Here is a 19,368-nt window from a genome sequence, read left to right on the forward strand (position 1 = left end):
AAGGGGCACGCTTCCTGCGATAATCCAATGTCTGATTTTCACTGAAGAACCTTCCGACAGCATGGCCCGAACCCCCGTCTCACCCTCCGCAAGCAGTGCCCCGGCAGAGCGCGCCGCGTGGCTGCGCGCGGAACTCGAACGCGCCAATTACGCGTACTACGTGCTCGACCAACCGGACCTGCCCGACGCGGAATATGACCGGCTGTTCAAGGAACTCGAGCGCATCGAGACGGAACATCCTGACCTGATCGTGCCGGATTCGCCCACTCAACGCGTGGGCGGCGAGGCGGCCAGCGGTTTCGAGCCGGTCGTGCACGATCAGCCCATGCTGTCGCTGAACAACGGTTTCGCGGACGAAGACATCGTTGCGTTCGACAAGCGTATCGGCGACGCGCTCGGCAAGAATGCGAGCGAGCCCCCGGTGCCGGTCGATTACGCGGCCGAACTGAAGTTCGACGGCCTTGCCATCTCGCTGCGTTACGTCGACGGCGTGTTCGTTCAGGCGTCCACGCGCGGCGACGGCACGACCGGCGAGAACGTTACCGAAAACGTCCGCACGATCCGCTCCATTCCGCTCAAGCTCAAGGGCAAACGTGTGCCGGCCGTGCTCGACGTGCGCGGCGAAGTGCTGATGTTCAAGCGCGATTTCGAGCGTCTGAACGAACGTCAGCGGGCTGCTGAACAGAAGGAGTTCGCCAACCCGCGCAATGCGGCGGCGGGCAGTTTGCGGCAGCTCGATTCGAAGATCACCGCACAGCGGCCGCTGTCGTTTTTCGCTTACGGAATCGGCGTGCTCGAAGGCATGGACATGCCGGCCACGCATAGCGAACTGCTCGACTGGTACAAGGAACTCGGCTTGCCTGTGAATGGCGAACGCGCGGTGGTGCGGGGCGCAGAGGGCTTGCTGGGGTTTTTCCACGCCGTTGGTGAGAAGCGCGAGAAGCTGCCGTACGACATCGACGGTGTGGTGTACAAGGTCAACCGGCGCGATGAGCAGGAGGCGCTCGGTTTCGTGTCGCGCGCGCCGCGTTTCGCGCTCGCGCACAAATTCCCCGCGCAGGAGGCGCTCACCAGACTCGTCGCGATCGACGTGCAGGTGGGCCGTACCGGAGCGATTACGCCGGTGGCGCGGCTCGAGCCGGTGTTCGTCGGCGGCGCGACGGTCACGAACGCCACGCTGCATAACGAAGACGAAGTGCGCCGCAAGGATATCCGCATCGGCGACACGGTGATCGTGCGGCGCGCCGGCGACGTGATTCCCGAAGTGGTGAGCGCGCTGCTCGACCGGCGTCCTGGGGATGCCCGCGAGTTCGTCATGCCCACGCATTGCCCGGTGTGCGGCTCGAATATCGAGCGCTTGCCGGACGAGGCGATTGCGCGCTGTACCGGCGGACTGTTCTGCCCGGCGCAGCGCAAGCAGGCGCTGTGGCATTTCGCGCAGCGGCGCGCGCTGGATATCGACGGACTGGGCGAAAAGATCATCGATCAACTGGTCGAGCAGAATCTCGTGCGTACGCCGGCCGATCTGTTCAATGTCGGCTTCGCGACGCTCGCCGAACTCGACCGTTTTGCGGAAAAGTCCGCGCAGAATCTGCTCGACTCGCTCGAAAAGGCCAAGCACACCACGTTGGCGCGCTTCATCTACGCGCTCGGTATTCGCCATGTGGGCGAGTCCACGGCCAAAGACCTGGCCAAGCACTTCGGCTCGCTGGATCCGATCATGGACGCGTCGGTGGAAGCCTTGCTGGAGGTCAACGACGTCGGGCCGGTAGTGGCCGAGTCGATTCATCAGTTCTTCGCCGAAGAGCACAACCGCACGGTGATCGAACAACTGCGCGCGCCGGGTAAAGTCACGTGGGCGGAAGGGCCGCCGGCGCCGAAAGCGCCTGTGGGCGTGCTGGCCGGCAAGACGGTCGTGTTGACCGGCACCTTGCCGAGCCTCGCGCGCGAAGAGGCGAAGGAAATGCTGGAGGCCGCCGGCGCGAAGGTGGCTGGCTCCGTGTCGAAGAAAACGGACTATGTGGTGGCGGGAGCCGAAGCTGGCAGCAAGTTGGCGAAGGCCGAGGAACTCGGCATTCCCGTACTCGACGAAGATGGTATGCGTAAGCTCCTGGAGGGGCAGTTATGATCCGCGAAATTCTCAAGATGGGCGATCCGCGCCTTTTGCGTATTGCCGATCCGGTCGATCACTTCGACACGCCCGAATTGCATGAACTCGTGAAGGACATGTTCGAGACCATGCATGACGCCAATGGCGCGGGCCTTGCCGCGCCGCAGATCGGCGTCAATCTGCAGGTGGTGATCTTCGGCTTCGGCCACAACGAGCGCTATCCGGACGCGCCGCCAGTGCCGGAAACGGTGCTGATCAATCCGACCATCACGCCGGTCTCGCAGGACATGGAAGAGGGCTGGGAAGGCTGCCTGTCTGTGCCGGGACTGCGCGGCGCAGTCAGCCGGTTTTCGATGATCAAGTATCACGGCTTCGACCAATACGGCAAACCGATCGATCGCGTCGCGGAGGGTTTTCACGCGCGCGTCGTGCAGCATGAGTGCGATCACCTGATCGGCAAGCTCTATCCGATGCGGATCAACGACTTCGCGAAGTTCGGCTTCACGGAAGTGCTGTTTCCGGATATGGATCCGAATAGCGACGATTGAAGCTGTTAGGGTGATGTGCCGCGGGGTGATGGACCACCGCGGGTGTTCCTATAGCGGAACCATTGAAGTCGAAGCAGAATTGACGGATAGCGGCAAACTGGCGCGTCTCTCGGACCTGGTGAAGCGTGAGACTCGTCCAGCGTCGTCACGCTGACAGGTGGCAGGGCGTCGGAAGGGCCGGCCCATTAGCAAACGACCCCACGTTTTCGAACAAACGTGGGGTCGTTTTGTACCGCCGCCTTGCTATCGACCGGGTGAGGATCTAACCGCGCCCTCGGCACCGGACCATAGTTTCAGAACGATTCGTCGGCTGACAGGTAGCGCCATTGCCCAGGCGGCAGCGCGCCCAGCATCACACGGCCCATGCGCACGCGCTTCAGGCCGATCACTTCGAGGCCGACCAGTTCGCACATGCGGCGAATCTGGCGCTTCTTGCCTTCGCGCAGCACAAAACGCAATTGCTCGCCGTTTTGCCAGCTGACCTGCGCGGGTTTGAGCGGCACATCGTCGAGCGAGAGGCCGTGCCGCAGCAGCGCCAGACTTTCCGGCGGGAAGTGGCTTTCGACGTCGGTGGTGTGCTCACCGAACGCCACGCGCACGAGATACTCCTTGTCGATTTCCGAATGACCGCCGATCAGCTGCTTCGCGATACGGCCGTCCTGAGTCAGTACCAGCAAGCCCGTCGAGTCGATATCCAGACGGCCGGCCGGTGCGAGCTGGCGCAAATGCGCGACCGAAAAGCGAATGTCCGAGCGGTCGCCTTCCCAGCGGTTCTCCGGCGTAACGAGCGTGATGGCCGGTTGATAACCGTCTTCCGCCTGACCCGAGACGAAGCCGACCGTCTTGTGAATCAGCACGGTCACCTGGCTTGCTTGCGCGGCTTCGGCGGCGGGGTCGATCTCGATACGCTGGTCCGGGCGAACCTTGGTGCCGAGCGTGTCGATGCGCTCGCCGTCCACCATCACCCAGCCTTTTTCGATCCATTCGTCGGCTTCGCGGCGCGAACACATACCGAGTTCCGACATCAGCTTGGACAGGCGCAAAGTGCCCGGCGCGTCTTCGTAATCGCGACGCGGCGTGCGCGGCGCGGCATCGACTTCGGAATCGCGCTCGCTTCGTGCTGTGCCGCGCGGCTTGTCGGCGCGCGCGGGACGCTCGTCGCCGAAGCGGCGTCCGGCGGCGGGCAAGGTCTTGTCGAAGCTGCGGGCAGGGCGTTCGGTGCGCTCCGCGCCGCGCGCAGGACGGTCGCCGAATTCGCGTTTGGCCGGCGCGCGATCGCCGCGCTCGTCGCGCGGAGCGCGTGCCGGACGGTCGGAGCGCTCGCCGTAGCCGCTCTTGACGGGCTTGGCAAAACTGCGTTCACCGCGTTCGGACGAACCGCGCTCGCCTTCGAAACGACGCGGCGCGCTGTCGTTGCGCGGCCCGCGCTCACCGCCACGGCGCTCTTGCGGAGCGCCACGGTCGCTGCCGAAGCGGGGACGGTCGGACGCATCGCGCTCACGACGTTCCGGACGATCGCCGCGCGACGAGCCTTCGGACGGACGGCCCGTGCCAGGACGCGCACTGCTGAACGGGCGGCGTTCGCCATCGTCGCGGCGCGGGGCGCGTTCGCTGCTGCCTTCAAACCGCCGTGGCGGGCGCTCACCTTCGGTGCGACGGGGGGCGCGGTCGCCGGCACCTTCAAACCGACGTGGGGCGCGTTCACCCTCAGCGCGGCGCGGGGCGCGTTCGCTACGATCGCCACTGCCTTCAAACCGGCGCGGGGCACGTTCGCCATCGTCGCGACGCGGGGCGCGCTCGCTGCTGCCTTCAAACCGACGTGGGGCGCGTTCACCCTCAGCGCGGCGGGGTGCGCGATCACTGCGGTCAGCGCCACCTTCAAAGCGACGCGGTGCACGTTCACCTTCGGTGCGACGGAGTGGGCGTTCGCTGCGGTCAGCACCACCTTCAAACCGACGTGGCGCGCGCTCTCCCTCGGCGCGGCGCGGGGCACGTTCGCTGCCACCTTCAAAGCGGCGCGGTGCCCGCTCACCCTCGGCCCTGCGCGGGCCACGTTCGCTACGATCACCGCTGCCCTCAAACCGGCGCGGTGCCCGTTCACCATCGTCGCGACGCGGAGCGCGCTCGCCGCTGCCTTCAAACCGGCGTGGCGCACCCGTATTGCCGGCGCCTTCGCGGCGCGGTGGCCGATCCGACGCGGCGCGCTGAGTCCCACCCGCCGTCCGCTCGCGCGAAAACGACCCTTCGGCCTTTGCCGGACGAGCGCCGGCGCCCGCCGGCTTGCCGCCGGCCGGTCGCTTGCCGCTTCCAGCCGGCACGCCAGCGCGTTCGCTCCGGGCTCCGCCGACACCCGCGGTCGACTCAGAAGGCTTCGGCCCCGCCGGGCGCGTCGGCTTACGCGCCGATGGACTTCCGGTACGGACAGGGGCGCGTTCGGACGAAGCCGGCCGCGGGTGCTTGGCTGTTAATTTGACTCGCATGAAATCTCACACTGCAATCGCGCGCAGCAGTTCGGTCTCGACCTGAATTTGCAGGCGGCTGTCAGACAGGCCGCGTCCATCAAGCAGGAACACGTCTTCGACGCGTTCGCCGAGCGTATTGATCCGCGCCGAAGCGACGCCGACCCGATGCTCGGCCAGCACGCGCGCAATCGAATAAAGAAGGCCTGGCCGGTCGTTCGCCGACACGGACAGGATGTAATATTGGCCGCGCTCGTCGGCCCGAAGATCGACGCGCGGCGTAACAGGGAAGGTCCGCGACAGCCGTGAAAGACGGCCTTTCGACGGTCCCGGAAGCAGGGTGCCGTCACCCGTGAGGCGGGCGGTCAGTTCCTGTTCGACCAGATTGGCAATATCGCGATAATGCACGTCTTCTTCGGTATGCGCGACGAGGAAATTATCGAGCGCGTAACCGTGACGGGTCGTGCTGACCCGCGCATCGAGCACCGACAAGCCATTGCGGTCGAAATACGCGCAAATGCCGGCGAACAGATCGGGCTGATCCTTCACATAGACCAGTACCTGGAGCGCCTCGCCGATCGGCGATGGACGGGCCCGCACGATCGGCGTCGGCGTTTCGACATGGCGATACAGCACACGTGTTTGCCACGCGATATCCGCCGCGTCGTGACGCAGGAAATAGCCGATGTCGAGCTTGTCCCATAGCGCCCTCTGCGCACCTTCCGGCACGGTTTCGAGGCGCAGCAGCGCAAGCGCTTCTTCCTGGCGGGACTTCAGTTCCGAATGCGCATCCGGGCGTGCGCCGCCGAGTACGGAGAGGGTGGCGCGATACAGATCTTCGAGCAGCTTGCCTTTCCACGTGTTCCAGACTTTCGGACTGGTGCCGCGGATGTCGGCCACGGTCAGCAGGTAGAGCGCCGTAAGGCGGCGCTCGGTGCCGACCAGTTCGGCAAATCGCTTGATGACTTCCGGGTCGCTCGTATCCTGCTTCTGAGCGACCTGGCTCATGGTCAGATGCTGCTGGACCAGCCACACGACGAGTTCGCCGTCGTCGCCGAGAATGCCGTGATTGCGGCAGAAGCGCCGCGCGTCGGCCATGCCGAGCGTGGAATGGTCGCCGCCGCGGCCTTTGGCGATGTCGTGAAACAGCGCCGCCACGTACAGCACCCACGGCCGGTCGAAGTTGGCGATCAGCTGGCTGCAGAACGGATATTCGTGCGCGTGCTCGGCCACGGCGAAGCGCCGCAGATTGCGCAGCACCATCAGAATGTGCTGGTCGACGGTGTAGACGTGATACAGATCGTGCTGCATCTGCCCGACAATGCGCCGGAAGTTGAGCAGATAGCGCCCCAGTACGCTGGTCTGGTTCATCAGGCGCAGTGCATGCGTGATGCCGGCCGGCTGCTTCAGGATGTCCATGAAGAGGCGCCGGTTTTCCGGGTCCCGCCGCCAATGCTGATCCATCACGTCGCGGGCGTTGTAGATCGCGCGCAGGGTGCGCGCCGACAGGCCTTTTACGCCGGGCGTCTGTTCGTACAGCAGGAAAGCCTCGAGGATCGCGTTCGGCTCGCGCTGGAACACGTCGTCGCTGGCGATTTCCAGCATGCCCTGCTTCTCGACGAAGCGGTCCGACAGCACACGCGTGACGCCGCTCGTGCTGGGAAAGAGTTGCGCCTCGATGTTCTGGATCAGGATCGTGGCGAGTTGCGTGACAGCCTTGGCAGACCAGTAGTAGCGGCGCATGAGCTGTTCGCTCGCGCGCTTGGTGGCGGTCGGCTTGTAGCCGAAGCTCTCCGCCACCGCCGTTTGCAGGTCGAACACCATGATGTCCTGACGACGCCCGGCGATCACATGCAGCCGCGCGCGCAGCGCTTTCAGGAAACTCTCGTTGCGACGCAGTTCGCGCGCCTCGCGCTCGGTGATCAGGCCGCGCGCTTCGAGTTCGCGCCAGCTGCTGCCGAAACCGGCCGCCTGGGTGATCCACAGAATCAGTTGCAGATCGCGCAGGCCGCCCGGGCTCTCCTTGATGTTGGGTTCGAGCGAGTAAGGCGTGTCCTGGAATTTGGCGTGGCGCTGGCGCATTTCCAGGACTTTTGCCTGGAAGAAGGCTTTGGGGTCGAGCGCGTCGCGGTAACGCTTCGCGAAATCGTCGAACAATTCCGAGCTGCCGGTTATGCGCCGTGCTTCGAGCAGCGAGGTGCGCACCGTGACGTCGTTGGCGGCTTCATCGAGACATTGCGACACGCTGCGTACGCTGCTTCCCAGTTCGAGCCCCAAATCCCAGGCGAGACTGATAAAGCGTTCGATGCGGGCTTCCAGATGTCCGATCGGCGCGTCGGGCAGCAACACCAGAATGTCGATGTCGGAATGCGGCGCCAGTTCGCCGCGCCCGTAGCCGCCCACCGCCAGCAAGGCCAACTCGGGCGGCAGATCGCAGGTGTTCCAGACGGCGCGCAGGGAGTCGTCGGTGGCGCGCGCGAGCGAGGCCATCAGCGCCTCGACGTTGGTGGCCGTCCTGAAGCGTTCCAGCAGTTGGGCTTTGGCCACTTTGTACTCCGCCTTGAGCGACCTGGCAGGGGATTGGGCGAGGGCTGGAACACTACTCATTGGCAGGTGGCGGTGGGTTCGGAAGTCAGTCAGGCGGTGGCCGCGACGATCGGCGGACGCGCGGGCGTGCCGGCCGAAACGGTCAGCACGTCGTAGCCGGTTTCGGTGACGAGCACGGTATGCTCCCACTGCGCCGACAGGCTGCGGTCTTTCGTTTTGACGGTCCACTGGTCCGGCATGGTGCGGATGTCGCGGCGGCCGGCATTGATCATCGGCTCGATCGTGAAGATCATGCCGGTTTGCAGTTCGAGCCCAGTACCGGGGCGGCCGTAGTGCAGGATCTGCGGGTCTTCGTGGAACACCGTGCCGATACCGTGACCGCAATATTCGCGCACCACGCTGTAGCCCTGGCCTTCCGCATGTTTCTGGATCGCATAGCCGATGTCGCCGAGATGGGCACCCGGACGCACCTGATCGATGCCGAGCCACATGCATTCGAAGGTGGTCTGAACCAGACGTTTCGCCAGGATCGAGCCTTCGCCAACGATGAACATGCGGCTGGTGTCGCCGAAATAGCCTTCCTTGATGACGGTGACGTCGATATTCAGCGCGTCGCCGTTCTTCAATGTCTTGTCGCCCGGAATGCCGTGGCAAATCACGTCGTTGACGGAAATGCAGGTGGCTTTCGGGTAGGGCGGGTAGCCGGGCGGCTGATAGTTCAGCGGCGCTGGTATCGTGCCCTGTTCTTTCAGCATGTATTCGTGGCACAGGCGGTCGAGTTCGCCAGTGGTGATGCCCGCCGTGACGAACGGCGTGATGTAGTCGAGCACTTCGCTCGCGAGTTTGCAAGCGACGCGCATCTGCGCGATATCGTGTTCGTTTTTGAGCGTAATAGCCATGAGTCGGGCCTGAAATGCGATTTATTGCGAGATTATCGCACCATATTCCTGCCGCCGCAGGCTTTTGCGACGGGGGTGACGCCTGTCGAGGGCTCGTGCGCGAGTCCTTTGAGGTGGCCCGCTGAGCCGACGGCTTTCGCCGCGGTGGCGCAATACCGCTGAGTGTCGAAGGCGCGCCGCAGCGGCATTGCACCATGCCAGGGCGGTTTGGGTCGGCTGGCTCGGGCTGGTCGATCCCGGCGGACGGCGAGTACACGGGTGCAACCGGCGGCGTCAGGCAGGAGCTACCGGAGCAGGTTGAGTCGTGCAACAGTCGCGTGCTATAATCTTTGGCTAAGTCGATCTCTGTCTTGCTTTATTGCTTCATATGGTCTCCATGTGAGCGAAAAGTTTGGCAGGAGCGGCTTCTCATGGCGCTGGTTGCCTGCGCTATGAGGTAGTAAAGCATGACAAGGCAGCAGACTCGCAAGCCGGCGCACCCAGGGTGTCCGTCGCGTTCAGCCAGATAGATGAAATGGCGGCGCGGCCGATACGGCAGCCGGCTTAAGACCCAACCCTCGCGGAGATTTTCATGGCAGTTACCATGCGTCAAATGCTGGAAGCAGGTGTCCACTTCGGTCACCAAACGCGCTTCTGGAACCCGAAGATGGCCCCGTTCATTTTCGGTCATCGCAACAAGATTCACATCATCAACCTCGAAAAGACGCTGCCGATGTACAACGACGCGCTGAAGTACGCGCGTCAACTGGCGGCGAACCGCGGCACGATCCTGTTCGTAGGCACGAAGCGTCAATCGCGCGACACCATCGCTGAAGAAGCACAACGCGCTGGTATGCCGTACGTCAACGCTCGCTGGCTCGGCGGCATGCTGACCAACTTCAAGACGCTGAAGGTATCGATCAAGCGCCTGAAGGACATGGAAGCGGCGCTGGAAGCAGGCGAAACCGAACGCATGAGCAAGAAGGAAGCGCTCCTGTTCGAACGCGAAATGGCCAAGCTGCAAAAGTCGATCGGCGGCGTGAAGGACATGGGCGGCATTCCGGACGCGATCTTCGTGGTCGACGTCGGCTACCACAAGATTGCCGTGACCGAAGCCAACAAGCTCGGCATTCCGGTCATCGCCGTGGTCGACACGAACCACTCGCCGGAAGGCATCGACTACGTGATCCCGGGTAACGACGACGCCTCGAAGGCTGTCGCTCTGTACACGGCTGGCGTGGCTGACGCGATCGTCGAAGGCCGTGCGAACGCAGTCAACGAAGTGGTGCAGGCTGCACGTGGTGGCGACGGCGACGAGTTCGTCGAGGTCAACGCGGAAGCGTAAAGCTGCCCCGTGTCCGGCAAAAAAGGGGGCTTTCTACAGGCCCCCTTTTTTTAAGCCGCGATATTGTAGTAGGGTGCGGCCGGCAGTCTTCCGAGCGGTGCCCAGACGTTGTCCGTAAAAAAGTACGCGCAACGCTGAAACGAATTCTTGCCGCCGGCATCGAAATGCGGGCGGCGTGTGACAGACGGAACTCAAGGAGCAAATGATGGCGGCAATTACCGCAAGCATGGTTGCAGAACTGCGCGCAAAGACCGACGCGCCGATGATGGAATGCAAGAAGGCGCTGACGGAAGCCGACGGCGACATGGCGCGCGCTGAAGAGCTGCTGCGCGTGAAGCTGGGCAACAAGGCCAGCAAGGCAGCATCGCGCGTGACGGCTGAAGGCGTGGTCGCATCGTTCATCGGCGGCAATGCAGGTTCGCTGGTCGAGCTGAACTGCGAAACCGACTTCGTTTCGAAGAACGACGACTTCCTGGCTTTCTCGAAGAAGGTCGCTGAGCTGGTCGCTACGCAAAACCCGGCTGACGTCGCTGCTTTGTCGGCACTGCCGCTGGACGGCTCGACGGTCGACGCAGTGCGTCTCGCGCTGGTCGGCAAGATCGGCGAAAACCTGTCGATCCGCCGTTTCGTGCGTTTCGACACTGCCAACAAGCTGGCAGCGTACCTGCACGGCACGCGTATCGGCGTGCTGGTCGAGTACACGGGCGCGGACGAGCAGGTCGGCAAGGACGTGGCAATGCACATCGCCGCAATGAAGCCGGTTTCGCTGTCGTCGGACGACGTGCCGGCGGATCTGATCGCCAAGGAACGCAGCATTGCTGAACAGAAGGCCGCCGAATCGGGCAAGCCGGCTGAAATCGTCGCCAAGATGGTCGACGGCAGCGTGCAGAAGTACCTGAAGGAAGTGTCGCTGCTGAACCAGACGTTCGTTAAGAACGACAAGCAGACGATCGAACAGATGCTGAAGGCCGGCAACGCGAGCGTGCAGAAGTTCGCGCTGTTCGTGGTCGGCGAAGGCATCGAGAAGAAGCAGGACGACTTCGCAGCTGAAGTGGCCGCTCAAGTCGCTGCTGCAAAGCAACAATAAGTCTCACCCAAGCATCACTGTTGTATCGTTGGACCCGCGGCAGAGCAAGACTTTGCCGCGGTCGGCAGCGCCGCAAGGCTGCGCGCGGGTTGACCCTCGTGGCGCAGCCGCCGCTGGCGAACCCCAGGGTTCGTCAATTTGGCGACGCTTGCCCGAATCAGCATTTCACCCCTACATTAGTCCCTTGTTGTTGCCCTGTTCTGCGCGATCTGGATACCCCTATGCCCACTGCCTATAAACGCGTCCTGCTCAAACTCTCCGGTGAAGCTCTGATGGGCGACGATGCCTTTGGCATCAACCGCGCGACCATCGAACGAATGGTGGCGGACGTGGCCGAAGTGGTCCGTCTCGGAACGCAGCTGGCCGTGGTGATCGGCGGCGGCAATATTTTCCGCGGCGTCGCGGGCGGCGCGGCGGGTATGGATCGCGCCACGGCCGACTACATGGGCATGCTGGCCACCATGATGAACGCCCTGGCGTTGCAGGACGCCATGCGCCACGCCGGTATCGAGGCGCGCGTGCAATCGGCGCTGCGCATGGACCAGGTAGTCGAGCCGTACATCCGGCCCCGCGCGATTCGCCAGCTCGAAGAAGGCAAAGTCGTGATTTTTGCGGCCGGCACCGGCAACCCGTTCTTCACGACCGACACGGCCGCAGCGCTGCGCGGCTCGGAAATTGGCGCGGAAGTCGTGCTGAAAGCAACGAAGGTGGACGGCGTCTACTCCGCCGACCCGAAGAAAGACCCGAGCGCGACCCGTTACACCACGATCAGCTTCGACGAGGCAATCGGCCGCAATCTGCAGGTCATGGACGCCACGGCGTTCGCACTGTGCCGCGACCAGAAGCTGCCGATCCGCGTGTTTTCGATCGTCAAGCCGGGCGCGCTCAAGCGCATCGTACAAGGTGAGGACGAAGGCACTCTCGTCCACGTGTAAACTCTCGTTCACATAACGTGGGCTTTGACGCGAGCCCGGGTCGCCGCATCTTGCGCGCGCTGGCCGGCTCGCACCGTTTTGAAGGTTCGGAGGTTTAAAAATGTCTGTGGCTGATATCCGAAAGGGCGCTGAACAAAAGATGCAGCGCTCCATCGACGCGTTCAAGAACGACCTGTCGAAGATCCGCACGGGCCGTGCGCATACGGGCCTGCTGGATCACATCCAGTGCGATTACTACGGTTCGCCGGTGCCGATTTCACAAGTCGCGAACCTGACGCTGATCGACGCCCGCACGATTGGCGTGCAGCCGTGGGAAAAGAAGATGGTTCAGGTCGTCGAAAAGGCGATCCGCGAGTCGGACCTCGGCCTGAACCCGGCCACGCAAGGCGACGTGATTCGCGTGCCGATGCCCGCGTTGACCGAAGAGCGCCGCCGCGAACTGACCAAAGTGGTCAAGAGCGAAGCGGAAACGGCCAAGGTCGCCGTGCGCAATTTGCGTCGTGATGCTAACGAGCAACTGAAAAAGCTCGTGAAGGACAAAGAAATTTCGGAAGACGACGAGCGTCGTGCCGGTGACGACGTTCAGAAGCTGACGGACAAATTCGTTGCCGAAATCGACAAACTCGTCGTGACGAAAGAAGCCGAGATCATGACGGTCTGAGGCCGGTCGCCTCTCAGAAAAACGCCGGGCCGCCCCAGGTTTTCCGCCCCGCAGGACATCCCCTTTGGGGATTGCCCCCTCGGGCGGCTGGCGTGAAGCGCCAGGTTTGGGGGCACTCGGTACTTTCAGGGTTTCCACTTCTTTATTTGCAGTCACTGTCCCGACGGCCATGACCTATACCAGCTCAACCGTGCGCGTGCCTGATGTCGCCGCGGTGCCGCGACATATCGCGATCATCATGGACGGCAACGGCCGTTGGGCCACCCAGCGGCGCCTGCCGCGCGTGGCGGGCCATACGCGCGGCGTCGACGCGGTGCGTGCGGCCGTCGAGGCGTGCGCCCGTCAGGGTGTCGAATATCTGACGCTGTTCGCTTTCAGCTCGGAAAACTGGCGTCGTCCCAACGACGAAGTGTCGTTCCTGATGCGCCTGTTCGTGACCGCGCTGGAGCGCGAGATCGGCAAACTGCACGCCAACGGCATCCGTTTGCGGGTAGTGGGCGATCTGTCGCGCTTCGATACGCGCATCCGCGACCTGATCAAGCGCGCGGAGACCAAGACCGCGCGCAATACCCGGCTTACACTCACGATCGCCGCGAACTACGGCGGCCGCTGGGACATCATGCAGGCCACCCGCAAGCTCGCCGAACAGTCTGCGCTGGCGGGCAAGGCGGTCGAGGTGACCGAGGAATCGTTCGCCGAGCACCTCTCCATGGCTTATGCGCCGGAGCCGGATCTGTTCATCCGCACCGGCGGCGAGCGCCGTGTCAGCAACTTCCTGCTGTGGCAGCTCGCTTACACCGAGTTCTACTTCACCGACACGTTCTGGCCGGATTTCGACGCCGACGCGCTCGGCCACGCCATCGCTTCGTACGCGGAGCGCGAACGCCGCTTCGGCCGCACCAGTGCTCAGCTCGAGCCGCAATCGCAAAACGTCGATTCGCTTCCATGCTAAAAACCCGTGTCATCACGGCGATCATCCTGCTGGCGGTCTTCCTGCCGGTGACGTTGTTCGCGCCTGTGGGCGCGTTCGGCGCGCTGATTGCCTTCGTCGTCGTGTTCGCCGCATGGGAGTGGGCACGCCTGCTCAAGCTGGGCGGCGTGGGCCCGGTCGTTTATGCGCTGGTGGCCGCAGTGGCGCTCGTCGCCAGCACGCGCCTTGGCACCGGTATCGAGCAGGCGAGGCCGCTCTTTCAGGCGGCCGCGATTTTCTGGGTGATCGCCGGCCCGTTCGTGCTGTTGCGCAAGCCCACGCTCGCCCAAGGCGCATGGCGTTCCTTTCTGTTTCTCGCCGGCATTGTGGTATTCGTCGCGTGCTGGCATGCTCTCGTCGCCGCGCGCATGCAGGGTGTGCCGTTCGTGCTGTCGTTGCTGCTATTGGTATGGCTGGCCGATATCGGCGCATACTTCTCGGGAAAAGCATTCGGAAAACACAAGCTGGCACCTGCCATCAGTCCGGGTAAGACTTGGGAGGGCGCGATCGGCGGCTGGCTGGTGGTGATGATCGTCGCGGCGGCGGCGGTCTTTTTGCATGCGTTCGAGCCGACCCTGTATTCTGCGTTGCTGGCGCATTGGGGCGCCGTGCGCACGTTGCTCGCCCTGACCCTGCTGGTCGTTTTCAGTGTGGTGGGCGACCTGTTCGAATCCATGATGAAACGCCAGGCCGGTGTGAAAGATTCAAGCGGCCTGTTGCCGGGGCACGGTGGCGTGCTCGACCGCATCGACGCATTGTTGCCGGTGCTGCCGCTTGCCATGCTGCTGCTCGGCTAGAGAAAGAGATATGCAAAAACGTCTGACACTGCTCGGTTCCACGGGCTCGATTGGAGACAGCACGCTCGACGTCGTCGCGCGTCATCCCGAGCGTTTTTCGGTGTATGCGCTGAGCGCGCATCGCAACGGCGACAAGCTCGTCGAGCAATGCCTGCGCTTTCAGCCCGAAGTCGCGGTGGTTGGCGACGCCGACACGGCCGCCAGCGTCGCCGCGAAATTGCGCGAGGCGGGTTGCAAGACCGAGGTCACGTACGGACCGCAGGCGCTCGTCGACGTGTCGAAGAGCGACGGCTGCGATACGGTGGTGGCGGCGATCGTCGGCGCGGCCGGCCTCGCGCCGAGCCTTGCCGCCGCGCGCGCCGGCAAACGCATCCTGCTCGCCAACAAGGAAGCGCTGGTCATGTCCGGCGCGATCTTCATGGACGCGGTGCGCGACAACGGCGCCGTCCTGCTGCCGGTGGACAGCGAGCACAACGCGATTTTCCAATGCCTGCCGCGCGAAGCCGCGCTGCACGGCGGCGTCTCCAAGATCATTCTGACCGCTTCGGGCGGCCCGTTCCGTACGCGCGAACCGGCCACACTCGTCGACGTCACGCCGGAAGAAGCCTGTAAGCATCCGAACTGGGTCATGGGCCGCAAGATCTCGGTCGACTCGGCCACCATGATGAACAAGGGCCTCGAAGTGATCGAGGCGCACTGGCTGTTCGATCTGCCGGGCGAGCGCATCGACGTGCTGATTCACCCGCAAAGCGTGATCCACTCGATGGTCTCGTACGCCGACGGTTCGGTGCTCGCGCAGCTTGGCAATCCCGACATGCGCACGCCGATCGCCCATGCGCTGGCGTTTCCGGATCGCGTCGATTCGGGCGTGGCGCAACTCGATCTGCTGCAGGTCGCGTCGTTGTCGTTCGAAAAGCCGGATTACACGCGCTTTCCGTGTCTCGCCCTTGCAGTCAAGGCACTCGCCGAGGGAGGCCTCGCGAGCGCGGCGCTGAACGCCGCGAACGAAATAGCGGTGGAAGCGTTCCTCGCGCGCCAGATCGGTTTCATGGCGATTGCCCAAGTGGTCGACGCGGTGCTCAACGCGCTGCCGAACCGCAGCGCGCACGCGCTCGAGGACGTGATCGAAGCGGATGCCGCCGCGCGTCGCGCCGCTGCCGAATTCATCGCGCGTCTGCCCGACGGCGCCCGTCGCACGGAACGCGCCGTCCAGTGAGGCGCTCATGAACCTGCTGATCGAACTGCTCGCCTTCGCGGTCGCGATTGGCGTACTCGTGGTCGTCCACGAATACGGGCATTACAGCGTGGCGCGCCTGTGCGGCGTCAAGGTGCTGCGCTTTTCGATTGGCTTCGGCAAGCCGCTGTTCCAGTGGGTGAGCCCGAAGACGGGCACCGAATGGACCATTGCCGCGCTGCCGCTCGGCGGCTACGTGAAGATGCTCGACGAGCGCGAAAACAGCGCTGAGCCGATTCCCGTAGAAGCATTGCCGCATGCGTTCAACCGGCAGTCCGTGTGGCGCCGTTTTGCGATTGTCGCGGCCGGTCCGGTCGCGAACTTCCTTCTGGCGATCGTGCTGTTCGCGCTCGTCTTCGCCACCGGCGTGACGGAGCCGGCGGCCGTGGTCGCGGCGCCCGCGCCGAATACACCCGCGGCGCTCGCCGGCTTCGACGGCGGCGAGACGATCGTTGCCGTGCGTGCCGAGAACGCCGGCCAATCCGAGCCGGTGCGCTCATGGTCGGACCTGCGCTGGAAACTGCTGGGTGCGGCATTCGATCACAAGCGCGTCGTTCTGAGCGCGAAAGACGCGCACGGCACGTCGGACTTTCAACTCGATCTGCGCGGCCTCACCGAAAAAGACGTCGACGACGACTTCATGTCGCATCTCGGTTTCGAGCCGGGTGGTGGCAAGCTGACGGTGGCCGGTGTGCAGCCGGGCAGCGCGGCGCAAAAGGCTGGGCTCGTCGCCGGCGATCGTCTGCGTGCCGTCGACGGAATTCCGACCGAAAATGCCACGGCCTTTATCGCTTATGTAAAATCGCACGCCGGCAAACCGGTCACGTTGCAGGTCGAGCGCGGAGGTAAGGCGGCGGGCAAGCTCGAAGACATCGCCATCGTGCCGCAGGCGCAGCGTGACGAAGCGACGGGCCAGCAGATCGGTCGCATTGGTGCGGAACTGGCTACCCAGGTGCCGTCGATCGACGTGCACTATGGGCCGGTTGAAAGCCTGCAACTGGGCGCGCGCCGCACGTGGGATCTCGCGGTGTATTCGGTGCGGATGTTCGGCAGGATGATCGTGGGCGAAGCATCGCTCAAGAATCTTTCCGGGCCGGTGACGATCGCCGATTACGCAGGAAAGAGCGCACGTCTAGGTCCTTCTGCATTCCTGTCGTTCCTGGCCCTTGTCAGTATTAGTCTTGGCGTACTGAACCTGTTACCAATTCCGGTATTGGACGGGGGTCATCTGTTATATTATTTGGTTGAAGCTGTTACCGGTAAAGTTGTCTCCGATCGCTGGCAACTCGTTTTTCAGAGGGCGGGTCTCGCCTGCATCGTCGCGTTGTCGGCGATCGCGCTGTTCAACGATCTGGCTCGTTTAATCCATTTTTAAAGTGTTCGGCGGCGTTCACGATGGCGACCGCCCGACCTGATGCAGCTATACACACTGGGGAAGCACGTTGTTTAAACCTCATCGCTTTGTTCCAAAGACGGTTATAGCCGCGGCATTCGCCGCGCATGGGCTGGTTGCTCACGCAACGACGCCCTTCGTGGTGCAAGACATCCGGATCGAGGGATTGCAACGCGTCGAACCTGGTACCGTGTTCGCCTACCTGCCCATCAAGCAGGGCGACACCTTCAGCGACGACAAGGCATCGGAGGCCATTCGCGCCCTGTATGCCACGGGCTTCTTCAACGACGTCAAGATCGCGACCGAAGGCAATGTCGTCATCGTGCAGGTGCTGGAGCGTCCGGCTATCGGCACGATCGACTTCGCCGGCATTCATGAGTTCGACAAGGAAAACCTGACCAAGGCGCTGCGCGCGGTCGGCTTGTCGCAAGGCCGCTATTACGACAAGGCGCTCGTCGACAAGGCCGAGCAGGAACTGAAGCGTCAGTACCTCACGCGCGGTTATTACGCCGCCGAGGTCACCACCACGATCACGCCGATCGACCGCAACCGCGTGTCGGTGCTGTTCTCGGTGGCCGAAGGTCCGAGCGCGAAGATCCGCCAGATCAACTTCATCGGCAACAAGGCGTTCAGCACGGGTACGCTGCGCGACGAAATGCAGCTGTCCACGCCGAACTGGTTCTCGTGGTACACGAAGAACGACCTGTACGCGAAAGACAAGCTCACCGGCGACCTCGAAAACGTCCGCTCGTATTACCTGAATCGCGGCTACCTCGAGTTCAACATCGACTCGACTCAGGTCTCGATCTCGCCGGACAAGAAGGACATGTATCTGACGGTCACGCTGCATGAAGGCGAGCCGTACACGATTTCGAGCATCAAGCTGGCAGGCAATCTGCTCGACCGCGAGCCGGAGCTGGCCAAGCTCATCAAGATCAAACCGGGTGACCGCTTCTCGGCTGAAAAGCTGCAAGCCACCACCAAGGCTATCGTCGACAAGCTGGGCGAATATGGCTATGCGTTCGCCACCGTCAACGCGCAGCCGCAGATCGATCAGTCCAACCACAAGGTCGACCTGACGCTGCAGGTGGACCCGAGCCGCCGCGTCTACGTGCGCCGCATCAACGTGGTGGGCAACACCCGCACGCGTGACGAAGTGGTGCGCCGCGAAATGCGCCAGCTCGAAAGCTCCTGGTTCGATTCGAACCGCCTCGCGCTGTCGAAAGACCGGATCAACCGTCTTGGCTACTTCACGGACGTCGACGTGACCACGGTGCCGGTGGAAGGCACGCCGGACCAGGTCGATGTGGACGTCAAGGTGGCGGAAAAGCCGACTGGCGCGATCACGCTGGGTGCGGGCTTTTCGTCGACCGACAAGGTGGTGCTCTCGGCAGGCGTCTCGCAGGACAACGTGTTCGGCTCGGGTACGAGTCTCGCGGTGAACGTGAATACCGCGAAGACGTACCGCACGTTGACGGTCACGCAAGTCGATCCGTACTTTACGGTCGACGGTATCAAGCGGATTACCGACGTTTATTACCGTACGTATCAGCCGCTGTATTACTCCACGGATTCGAGCTTCAAGATCGTCACGATCGGTGGTGACCTGAAGTTCGGTATTCCGTTCTCCGAAGTGGACACGGTTTACTTCGGCGCCGGCCTCGAGCAGAACCAGCTCGACATCGACTCGAACACGCCGCAAAGCTATATCGACTACGTGCACGAATTCGGCCGTGTGTCGAACAACGTGCCGATCACGGTAGGCTGGTCGCGCGACGCGCGTGACAGCGCACTGGTGCCGAGCCGCGGTTACTTCACGCAGGCGAACGCCGAATACGGCACGCCGATCGGTGGCACGCAGTACTACAAGGCCGACATCAACGCGCAGTACTATTACTCGTTCTCGCGCGGGTTCGTGCTGGGCTTCAACTTCCAGGGCGGTTACGGTAACGGCCTCGGCGGCAAGCCTTATCCGATTTTCAAGAACTACTATGCGGGCGGTATCGGTTCGGTGCGGGGCTACGAGCCGAGCTCGCTGGGTCCGCGCGACGCCAAGACGAACGACCCGATCGGCGGCTCGAAGCTGCTGGTGGGTAACGTCGAGTTGACGTTCCCGCTGCCGGGCACGGGTTACGACCGCACGCTGCGTGTCTTCACGTTCCTCGACGCTGGTAACGTGTGGGGCACGGAAGGTAACAGCATCGGCGCCAACGGTCTGCGTTACGGCTATGGTGTCGGTCTGGCGTGGATCTCGCCGATCGGTCCGCTGAAGCTGAGCCTGGGCTTCCCGCTCACGAAGCATACGGGCGACCAGTATCAGAAATTCCAGTTCCAGATCGGGACGGCGTTCTGATCGGGCGGCTGGCGGCTCGGCCAGAAGCGGCTGGCCAAACTACAGTATCGA

The 19,368-nt window shown here is 63.3% G+C and carries 14 protein-coding genes; 11 read left to right on the plus strand and 3 right to left on the minus strand.

Annotation, left to right across the window (positions count from 1 at the left end; genetic code table 11):
* Positions 1-61 precede the first annotated feature (61 nt).
* Complete coding sequence (gene ligA / locus AC57B1_RS37935; RefSeq protein WP_408353981.1) at positions 62-2,128, plus strand: NAD-dependent DNA ligase LigA; 2,067 nt, start codon at positions 62-64, stop codon at positions 2,126-2,128.
* Positions 2,125-2,658: a peptide deformylase gene (gene def / locus AC57B1_RS37940; RefSeq protein ID WP_007181426.1), complete on the plus strand. Its 534-nt coding sequence runs from the start codon at positions 2,125-2,127 to the stop codon at positions 2,656-2,658. Before ligA ends, def begins: the two co-directional genes overlap by 4 nt.
* A 293-nt stretch (positions 2,659-2,951) precedes the next feature.
* Here the strand turns inward: def and AC57B1_RS37945 are convergent, their stop codons facing one another.
* From AC57B1_RS37945 to map, 3 genes are read right to left on the minus strand one after another with little or no spacing between them, the layout of a single operon-like run.
* Positions 2,952-5,138, minus strand: a complete 2,187-nt coding sequence (locus tag AC57B1_RS37945; protein ID WP_496420222.1) for a pseudouridine synthase — start codon at positions 5,136-5,138, stop codon at positions 2,952-2,954.
* A 6-nt stretch (positions 5,139-5,144) separates the two neighbouring features.
* Complete coding sequence (locus tag AC57B1_RS37950; protein ID WP_408353977.1) at positions 5,145-7,724, minus strand: [protein-PII] uridylyltransferase; 2,580 nt, start codon at positions 7,722-7,724, stop codon at positions 5,145-5,147.
* A gap of 29 nt (positions 7,725-7,753) precedes the next feature.
* Positions 7,754-8,563: a type I methionyl aminopeptidase gene (gene map, locus AC57B1_RS37955; RefSeq protein WP_091793331.1), complete on the minus strand. Its 810-nt coding sequence runs from the start codon at positions 8,561-8,563 to the stop codon at positions 7,754-7,756.
* A gap of 571 nt (positions 8,564-9,134) precedes the next feature.
* On the opposite strand from map, the gene rpsB reads away from it, so the two are divergent.
* The 9 genes from rpsB (at position 9,135) to bamA (ending at position 19,317) form a co-directional block, all read left to right on the plus strand.
* The gene (gene rpsB, locus AC57B1_RS37960; protein ID WP_007181432.1) at positions 9,135-9,887 is read left to right on the plus strand and encodes a 30S ribosomal protein S2; all 753 of its coding nucleotides are present in this window, start codon (positions 9,135-9,137) and stop codon (positions 9,885-9,887) included.
* 205 nt (positions 9,888-10,092) lie between these two features.
* Entirely contained in the window at positions 10,093-10,974 is an 882-nt protein-coding gene (gene tsf / locus AC57B1_RS37965; protein ID WP_091793333.1) for a translation elongation factor Ts, read from the plus strand.
* Between the two features lie 221 nt (positions 10,975-11,195).
* Positions 11,196-11,909: a UMP kinase gene (gene pyrH / locus AC57B1_RS37970; protein WP_011488865.1), complete on the plus strand. Its 714-nt coding sequence runs from the start codon at positions 11,196-11,198 to the stop codon at positions 11,907-11,909.
* A gap of 100 nt (positions 11,910-12,009) precedes the next feature.
* A complete protein-coding gene (gene frr / locus AC57B1_RS37975; RefSeq protein WP_012433445.1) occupies positions 12,010-12,570 on the plus strand; it encodes a ribosome recycling factor in 561 nt (186 codons plus the stop codon).
* Positions 12,571-12,739: 169 nt separating this feature from the next.
* Positions 12,740-13,522: a polyprenyl diphosphate synthase gene (uppS, locus tag AC57B1_RS37980; protein WP_091793334.1), complete on the plus strand. Its 783-nt coding sequence runs from the start codon at positions 12,740-12,742 to the stop codon at positions 13,520-13,522.
* Positions 13,516-14,337, plus strand: coding sequence for a phosphatidate cytidylyltransferase (locus AC57B1_RS37985; protein WP_496420223.1), 822 nt, complete (start codon positions 13,516-13,518; stop codon positions 14,335-14,337). Before uppS ends, AC57B1_RS37985 begins: the two co-directional genes overlap by 7 nt.
* A 10-nt stretch (positions 14,338-14,347) precedes the next feature.
* Positions 14,348-15,553, plus strand: coding sequence for a 1-deoxy-D-xylulose-5-phosphate reductoisomerase (locus tag AC57B1_RS37990; protein WP_091793338.1), 1,206 nt, complete (start codon positions 14,348-14,350; stop codon positions 15,551-15,553).
* A 7-nt stretch (positions 15,554-15,560) separates the two neighbouring features.
* Entirely contained in the window at positions 15,561-16,946 is a 1,386-nt protein-coding gene (gene rseP, locus AC57B1_RS37995; RefSeq protein WP_408353969.1) for an RIP metalloprotease RseP, read from the plus strand.
* 67 nt (positions 16,947-17,013) lie between these two features.
* The gene (gene bamA, locus AC57B1_RS38000) at positions 17,014-19,317 is read left to right on the plus strand and encodes an outer membrane protein assembly factor BamA (RefSeq protein WP_091793340.1); all 2,304 of its coding nucleotides are present in this window, start codon (positions 17,014-17,016) and stop codon (positions 19,315-19,317) included.
* Positions 19,318-19,368 lie beyond the last annotated feature (51 nt).

It is taken from the genome of Paraburkholderia sp. BGA-UO-ETr-F21 (assembly GCF_059567925.1).